Source organism: Streptomyces turgidiscabies Car8, from assembly GCF_000331005.1.
In the GTDB taxonomy this organism is placed as follows: Bacteria; Actinomycetota; Actinomycetes; order Streptomycetales; family Streptomycetaceae; genus Streptomyces; species Streptomyces turgidiscabies.
This window is the reverse complement of sequence record NZ_AEJB01000193.1, coordinates 1-1693: the sequence shown is the minus strand read 5'-3', so window position 1 is coordinate 1693 and position 1693 is coordinate 1. Positions and strand designations below refer to the sequence as shown.

Below are 1693 nucleotides of genomic sequence, written 5' to 3'. Positions count from 1 at the left end.
CCCCGGAAGGGATGGGACGGGTAGGGGCGGCGGGGGCGAGGAAGATCCGGACGGGCTAGAGGCGGTCCAGGACCTGGGTCAGCAGGGCGCCCATGCGGGTCGCGCTGTCGCGGCCGGCCTGGAGGACCTCCTCGTGGTTCAGGGGCTCGCCCGTCATCCCCGCCGCGAGGTTCGTCACCAGCGAGATGCCCAGGATCTCGGCGCCGGCCTCGCGCGCCGCGATCGCCTCCAGCACCGTCGACATCCCGACCAGGTCCGCGCCGATGGTCCGCGCCATCCGGATCTCCGCGGGCGTCTCGTAGTGCGGGCCCGTGAACTGGGCGTACACGCCCTCCTCAAGGCTGGGGTCGATCTCCTTGCACAGGGCACGCAGCCGCGGCGAGTACAGGTCCGTCAGGTCCACGAAGTTCGCGCCGACGATCGGGGACGTCGCCGTGAGGTTGATGTGGTCGCTGATCAGGACCGGCTGGCCGGGGCGCATGTCGGCGCGCAGGCCGCCGCAGCCGTTGGTCAGGACGATGGTCTTGCAGCCGGCGGCGACGGCGGTACGGACACCGTGCGCCACGGACGCCACGCCACGGCCCTCGTAGTAGTGCGTGCGGCCCAGGAAGACCAGCGCGCGCTTGTCGCCGATCCGGTACGAGCGGATCTTGCCGCCGTGGCCCTCGACGGCCGGCGGCGGGAAGCCGGGCAGCTCGGTGACCTGGAGCTCGGCCTCGGGGGTGCCCAGGGCGTCCACGGCCGGTGCCCAGCCGGAGCCCATCACGAGGGCGACGTCATGGGTCTCGGCACCCGTGAGCTCCCTCAGGCGCGCGGCGGCGGTGTCGGCGGCGGAGTAGGGGTCGCCCTGGATGTCGTCCGGAAGAAGAGATGCGTTCACGCGCTGAGCGTATCCGCTCGGAGCCTACGCGCGTAGATGACGGAGGTTACGGGATGGCGATCGTTGTCTTGTCGTTTCCAACCAAAGGCGAGGGCGACTGGCCAGCAGCCTGGCCGTACCGCTGGTCAACAGGGACGTTTTCTCAGTTCCATCACGTAGTCGTGCGGCGCCCCGGCCGACTCCGCCGCGTCGGCGATCTCGCCCAGGTACCGCGCAGACGGCAAGCCGCCCTCGTACCCGTTGAGGACGTACGCCCACGCGGGTTCCTCGCCCTCCAGCGTGTCGACGCGCAGCCGCATCCGGCGGTAGATGTCGAGGCCCACGCCCTCCCAGCGGTCCAGCGAGTCCTCGTCGAGCGGGGCGATCTCGTACAGGGCGACGAAGACCTGGGAACGCGGTGCCTCGACGATCGTCGCGAGTGCGCCCTCCCAGCCCATGTGCTCGCCGGCGAACGTCAGCCGCCACCCGGTCAGCCAGCCGGTGGCGCGCAGCGGCGAGTGCGGGGCGCGGCGCGTCATGAGCCGCGCGTCGAGATTGCCGGCGTAGGCGGCGTAGAGCGACATGGATCGAAGAGTACGGCAGCGGACACGGCCGTCACTCCGACAGCACACGTCCCTTTCGTACCCGCACAGACATCCGCCCTCGGGCCGCCCGAAAGTCCGCCCCGGACCCGTGCGGCGGCCCCCGGGGCGTCGGCACCTCGGCGCGTACGGGACAATGGGGTATGTGACTCGGATCGTGATCATTGGTGGCGGACCCGGCGGTAGAAGCGGCGCTGGTGGCAGCGCAGCTCGGCGCGGAGGTGACCGTCGT

Annotated in this window: 2 protein-coding genes and 1 pseudogene; 1 reads left to right on the top strand and 2 read right to left on the bottom strand. The window is 71.3% G+C overall.

All coding sequences use genetic code 11. The annotated features are described in order from the left end of the window. Positions 1-55: 55 nt before the first annotated feature. Positions 56-880 (bottom strand): purine-nucleoside phosphorylase, encoded by an 825-nt coding sequence (locus tag STRTUCAR8_RS11880; protein WP_006375920.1) that lies wholly within the window; start codon positions 878-880, stop codon positions 56-58. A 125-nt stretch (positions 881-1005) separates the two neighbouring features. After that, positions 1006-1443, bottom strand: coding sequence for a gamma-glutamylcyclotransferase family protein (locus STRTUCAR8_RS11875; protein ID WP_006375921.1), 438 nt, complete (start codon positions 1441-1443; stop codon positions 1006-1008). A 154-nt stretch (positions 1444-1597) separates the two neighbouring features. Between STRTUCAR8_RS11875 and STRTUCAR8_RS54110 the strand changes: the two are divergent. Then, positions 1598-1693 (top strand): annotated as a pseudogene (locus tag STRTUCAR8_RS54110) (FAD-dependent oxidoreductase); the annotation flags it as partial.

What these genes read in the sequence shown, in the direction of transcription:
- STRTUCAR8_RS11875 (WP_006375921.1), bottom strand. Translation starts at nt 1,443, where the DNA reads ATGTCGCTCTACGCCGCCTACGCCGGCAATCTCGACGCGCGGCTCATG.